This window comes from Pseudoalteromonas sp. TB51 (genome assembly GCF_000498055.1).
GTDB lineage: Bacteria > Pseudomonadota > Gammaproteobacteria > Enterobacterales > Alteromonadaceae > Pseudoalteromonas > Pseudoalteromonas atlantica.
This window is the reverse complement of the sequence record NZ_AUTO01000070.1, coordinates 1-6,113: the sequence shown is the minus strand read 5'-3', so window position 1 is coordinate 6,113 and position 6,113 is coordinate 1. Positions and strand designations below refer to the sequence as shown.

Annotated in this window: 3 protein-coding genes and 1 pseudogene; 3 read left to right on the top strand and 1 reads right to left on the bottom strand. The window is 42.6% G+C overall.

All coding sequences use genetic code 11. The features are described 5' to 3' along the window. Positions 1-384: pseudogene (locus tag L650_RS0102795) on the bottom strand (oxidoreductase); the annotation flags it as partial. A gap of 415 nt (positions 385-799) precedes the next feature. Between L650_RS0102795 and L650_RS0102790 the strand changes: the two are divergent. The 3 genes from L650_RS0102790 to L650_RS0102780 all read left to right on the top strand — a co-directional run bounded on the left by L650_RS0102790 (position 800) and on the right by L650_RS0102780 (position 5,928). Then, positions 800-3,214: a TonB-dependent receptor gene (locus tag L650_RS0102790; protein WP_029772110.1), complete on the top strand. Its 2,415-nt coding sequence runs from the start codon at positions 800-802 to the stop codon at positions 3,212-3,214. 85 nt (positions 3,215-3,299) lie between these two features. Further along, complete coding sequence (locus tag L650_RS0102785) at positions 3,300-4,883, top strand: tetratricopeptide repeat-containing sulfotransferase family protein (RefSeq protein ID WP_029772109.1); 1,584 nt, start codon at positions 3,300-3,302, stop codon at positions 4,881-4,883. A 448-nt stretch (positions 4,884-5,331) separates the two neighbouring features. Beyond that, entirely contained in the window at positions 5,332-5,928 is a 597-nt protein-coding gene (locus L650_RS0102780) for an HD-GYP domain-containing protein (RefSeq protein WP_004589546.1), read from the top strand. Positions 5,929-6,113 lie beyond the last annotated feature (185 nt).

Genomic DNA, 6,113 nt, shown 5'->3' with positions numbered 1-6,113 from the left:
CCAGCCGTTGTCTTCGCTAGGTGCAATTGCACCACCGCCATCCCATGGTTTTTCAGTAGATGCTTTTCGCCCTGCATGCGCAAGCTGAACGCCAATAGGCATAGGGCTGTATTGCCTAAGCGCTTTTAAGCTTTTGCCCAGTGCTTGCTGGGTTTCGTTATTCCAAAGCCCTAAATCGGCGTAACTAATGCGCCCCTCTGGGCTTACCGCGGTGGCCTCTAATATTAATAACCCTGCACCACTTAAGCTCAATTGCCCTAAATGAATAGTGTGCCAATCACTAGCAGACCCCTGATTTGCTGAGTACTGGCACATAGGCGCAATAATAATGCGGTTGTCTAAAGTGAGTTCACCGAGCTTTAAAGGTGAGAATAATTGGCTCATAAATATTCCTTAAATACGCGTACTTTAGTACGAAATGCTATAGCTTACGGTATGAAGGGTTAATGGGGATCAAACTTCACTTTTATAGTGTCAAAACGAGAATAAATACCGTTGAGCAAAACATTCAACAGGGTCTTATAGGTTTTTTAACCGTATTAATACATTCAGGTAATTAACTAATATGAATGGCTATTTACATTTGCTCAACGAGTAAAATATGATTCCTTGTACCTTAATTAGCCAATCACTTGGATGTTATACATATTTATATAATTTTTTGTTGTGCAACTAGCTATATTTATTCCAAAAAAGTGAATTAAAATTCAATTTTAATATTCCCACCACTTTAACTCCCTGATAAACTGATTAACTTATATTAACTGGTGTTAAATTTTGAATCTGGGGATCATTTTTTATGTTTAAACCAAGCTTGCTAACCTTGGCTGTTTCGAGCGCTGTATCTGGCGCATTTTTATTTTCTAACTCGGCTGTGGCACAACAAGAAACCACCGCTAAAAACAAATCACTCGAAGTAATCGAAGTTACAGCAACAAGACGCAGCGGATCGGTACAAAATGCACCGCTAAACATTACCGCACTTGATGCCGATGTAATGAAAGATCAAAACATTGGCGAACTAGCCGATGTAGCGCGTTGGGTACCTGGTTTAACAATTACCGATCAAGGTGGTCGCTCAGGCTCACCAATTATAGTTCGTGGTTTAAACACTAACTCGTCGGGTCCATCATCAGACGGCGGCACCGTAGCCACATACGTTAACGAAATTCCAGTGTCAGTTGATATGCGTTTAGTTGACATAGAGCGTGTAGAAGTACTTATTGGGCCACAAGGCACATTATATGGTGCTGGTACTTTAGGCGGCGCAATTCGTTACATGCTTAAAGAGCCAGAGCTTGATTTTACAACGGTAGAAATATTTGGTGATATGTTTCAAACTCAAGAAAGTGACTCGTTAGGCGGCGAAGGCGGCTTTATAGTAAACTTGCCACTTATCGAAGATGAACTTGCAGTACGTGCAAGCTTAAACGTATACGAAGACCCAGGCTTTATTGATTATGCTTACACAGTGCGTGAGCCAGGTGTATCGCTACCGGACCCTGATTGGAGCAACGCCGACGAAGTAAACAACAATATTAAAAATGTTGAAGATGCTAACGGCGAAACAACTACCACAGGCCGTATTTCTGTACGTTGGAAACCAAGCGAAACATTTGAAGGGACACTTAATTACTTTTACCAAAACCAAGACAGCGAAGGCCGTTCAATTGTTCATTACAACAGCCTAAACGATGATAACGGTTTAAGCGATATTGTAGGTAAATACGAGTCGGCTTATCGTTATGAAGAGCCGCGCGAAAAAGAAGATCAACTACTAAGCCTTGAGCTAAAAGCCGACCTAGGTTTTGCAGAGCTTGTATCGGCAACCGGTATTTCAAGCTTTGATGCCGACGGCCAACGTGACCAAACCGATTTACTTATCCGCCTAGATTACGGTTATGAAGAGTTCCCTGCGTTTTCATCATACACACGTGAAATTGACGAAGAAGATACCTTCACGCAAGAGCTTCGTTTAGTATCGCAAAGCGACAGCGACCTAAATTGGATTGTAGGCGCGTTTTACAACAAAATAGAAACAGACGCCTCAAGTAAAGAATTTACCCCAGGCTTTGGTGATTATGCCGTAGAAAACTTTGGCGCATCGCAATCTCGTCCAGATCAACTTGAGTACTTTTCTGTAGACCGTACAGAAATTACAGAGTCGGCTTTGTTTGGTGAAGTAGGTTACCAAGTAACAGAAAAACTAGATGTGACCATTGGTATGCGTTTGTACCAGTACGACGTTGAATCAGAATCTGCTGTCGACTTCCCGCTATTTAATACCCTATTTGATGGCGCAGCACCTGATGCGATCTCATTAAATTTTGAAAAAAATGAAGCAGACGACAACGGCAGCCTATTTAAATTTAACGCTAAATACCAGTTCACTCCATCAGTAATGGGTTATGCAACGGTAAGTGAAGGCTTTAGAATTGGTGGCTCAAATGGTTTAGCACCGTGTCCTGATCCATTACCAGCTAACCAAGCCGGTTGTGGTAGCCCAGAAGAAATGCTTTACGATGCCGATACCACAACAAACTACGAGTTAGGCCTTAAAAGCACCTGGTTTAGAAGCCAATTACACTTTAACGCCGCTTTATTTAATGTAGATTGGGAAGATGCGCAAATTGCAGGCGCAACAGATGTAGGCCAATTACCGTACTTATCTAATGCAGGCTCTGCCAACGCAAAAGGTATTGAGCTATCTACCCGTGCTATTTTATCTGACTCGTTTACCGTGTACGCAACATACGCATACACTAAAGCAGAGCTAACCTCAGACGCCCCATTTTTATTTAATGCCGATGGCACCGATGGCGCAGAAGACGGCGACCGCTTACCGGGCTCGCCAGAGCATCAGTTCTCAATGGGTGTAAACTATCAAACAGATGTATTTAGCGATAAAACCCTTGATATTAACTACGGTTTAACCGCACAAAGCGATGTAATCACAAGAGTAGGCCTGCACGACAACGGTGAAACCCTGCCAGGTTATAGCTTAAGTAATATTTCTGCTAAGTTAACAGCCGATGAGTGGTCAACAACTCTTTATGTTGATAACCTATTCAACAAATATGCATTTACATCAGTACGTCGCTCAGATGCAGACATAACATCAGCAAATGGCGCCGACATACAACGTAACTACGGCCACTATATTAATCGCCCGCTTACGGTAGGCGTTAAATTTAACTACAAATTTGAAATATAATTTATAGTCACTTTTAAACAATGTTATAAGGCTCAAATTTATTTGAGCCTTTTTTCTTTATTAACACATAAATAAAACAAACATCATGCAGCCAAACTTAAAGCACCTCCATCTAAGCGCCATTGAGTATTTAAACCAAGGTAATATACAACGTGCCCATAAAGCCCTCGTTGAATTAGTGACTCAAAAAAGCGACTTTGCCGATGGCTACTTTTTACTGGCCATGGTTAATTTACGCGTAGGGCAAATTCACAAAGCCATAAAGCTAATAGAAAAAGCCCTTAGCCTTGGCAAAAGCATTGAATACACCGCGCAGCTTGCAAAGTGTTACGCATTAACAGGTGAGCTTACCAAAGCCAAAAACACCGCTTTAGCGATACCCGTTGAGCAAATAAAAAAGAGTCTTGATGCAGATACCCTAGGTGTAGCGCTTACACAAGCAGGCCTGCACAAAGAGGCACTAAACTACTTTAACTGCGCTATTGAGCTGGCTAACCATGCAAATAAACCGCAACCACACTTTTATTATAATTTAGGGGTAAGCGCTAAATTTTTAGGCCAATTTGAACAAGCCAAAAATGCCTTTGAAAGCGCCATTGCGCTAAACCCACTTCACCATTCAAGCCACTTTGCATTAAGTGATTTAACCAAAGCGACGCAGCAAACTAACCATATTGAACGCTTAAAAAACGTGTTTAAGCAAGTAACACACCCCGATGCAAAATTACACATTGGCCACGCACTTGCAAAAGAGTACCAAGACATAGGCAAGTTTGATGATGCGTTTAACAGCCTAGAGCAAGGAAAAGCCACTAAACGCGCTATGCAGCCTTTTGATCATAAAAGCTCAACCGCATTATTTGAACACATTAAACATTTAAGTGAGCAGCATAAACACGCGCTAACACACGGCAGCCCAACGCAAGAGCCTATTTTTGTATTAGGTATGCCCCGCTCTGGCACCACATTGGTTGAGCGTATTTTATCGAGCCACAGCGACGTACAATCAGCCGGTGAATTACAAGACTTTGGCCTAAGCGTTAAAAAATTAAGCCAAACTCAAACACCGCACGTACTCGATACTCAAACACTCACTAAGGCATATGAGCTTGATTTTAATCAGCTTGGGACAACGTATTTAAATGCCACTCGCGTAACCACCGGTAGCCATAAACATTTTATAGATAAACTCCCGTTTAACTTTTTTTATATCGACTTAATAACCAAAGCCCTGCCAAACGCTAAAATTATTTGCATGCTGCGCGACCCTATGGATACCTGCATTGGTAACTACCGCCAGCTATTTACAATAAACAACCCCTACTACGCGTACTCGCTCGATTTACTCGACACTGCCAAATTTTACAGCCGCTTTTACAAACTCATGCAGCACTTTAGCGCCCTGCACAGCAATATAAAATTAGTAAAATACGAAGAACTAGTCGCCCAGCCCGAGCAGCAAATAAAAGAGCTAGTTAGCTTTTGTAATTTAGAGTGGCAAGCACAGTGTATAGACTTTCACTTAAACACCGCTCCGGTGTCTACAGCCAGTAAAGTTCAGGTACGCCAACCACTTAACAACAAAGCAATTGGGCGTTGGAAGGCATTTAAGCCCCATACTAATGCAGCAGTGGAGTACCTTTTAAGCCAAGGTATTAGTGTTGAATGAGCGTTTTATTTTGAGCAGGGCAGAATCCAAATAAGTGACTTGTGTAAGTGTAGGTCGGATAAGCGAAGCGCCATCCGACACAGTAAAATACCTTGCCAATTATTATCACATTTTATGTTGTCGAGTGGCTGAAGAGTGCCATGAGCGGACCTTCACACGAAACTCGTTTCTGCCCCAAAACGTGTTTAGGCGAATGCCTCAAAAGAGCGATAACCGGTCATTGAGATAGGCTAAATTTAGGGCTAATTAATAGATAAAGTTGTGTCGTTTATTCATATAGTCAAGCAAACGAGCAACGCGTATATCCTACATTTAAATTTATTTAAAATCTTGAAATACCCTCGGTTATTTGTTGGAATGTGGATAGATGAGCTTGAAGTCAGCAAAAATATGCGTGATGAGCGCACTATTAAATTGTTAGGCGTTGCTGAACAAGGAGAGATATTCAATGGCTTTTGCCCTCGCACCAGATCAAGAAAATGCTTACCCATCACTCATTACGGCATTGTGCGCGCGCGATGCGTATACTAGAGGCCATTGTGACCGCGTCTGTGCGCTTGCGTTGGAAGTGGGGCGTGCGGCCGATTTGAGTGCCCCCTCATTAGATGACTTGCGTATTGCCAGTCAATTACACGACGTGGGTAAGATTGGAGTTCGTGATACTGTTCTCTCGAAGCCTGGAAAGCTCACACCTGATGAAAGGGAAGAGATAAAGGCTCACTCGGTTATCGGTGAGAGAATAATTAGTGAGACATTCCTGACAAACAGAGACGAGGTCGCGTCTATTGTCAGACATCATCATGAAGCATTTGATGGAAGCGGATACCCAGACGGACTGGCTGGTGCCGATATTCCCCTGAGTAGTCGAATACTTTCGATCATTGATGCGTATGATGCACTGACGACTAGCAGGCCATACCGCATGGCTAAATCGCACCTTGAAACTATGAATATCTTGAAGCATGAAGTGGACACGAAGTTTGATCCAAATATTTTTTTGTTGTTTACAAAAGTCATAAAGGCCAGTTCGGCACGTGCCTCGTAAACGCTCGTTCCTAGAATACGGTGAACGCTGCCTAAAAAGTCTCTGCAGATGACATTTGATCCGCCACCCACTTTTTTGCTAACGCAAAAGCAGGCGTTGTCTCAAATGCACCTGAGCTCAGGCGTTGCTAATGTCTGCAAATGGCACAGAGCCGACCTTCGGCTCTAACTCGTTTTTGTCCAAAA

Coding starts and splice junctions, on each gene's coding strand:
- L650_RS0102790 (WP_029772110.1), top strand. CDS start 800: ATGTTTAAACCAAGCTTGCTAACCTTGGCTGTTTCGAGCGCTGTATCT.
- L650_RS0102785 (WP_029772109.1), top strand. CDS start 3,300: ATGCAGCCAAACTTAAAGCACCTCCATCTAAGCGCCATTGAGTATTTA.
- L650_RS0102780 (WP_004589546.1), top strand. CDS start 5,332: ATGGCTTTTGCCCTCGCACCAGATCAAGAAAATGCTTACCCATCACTC.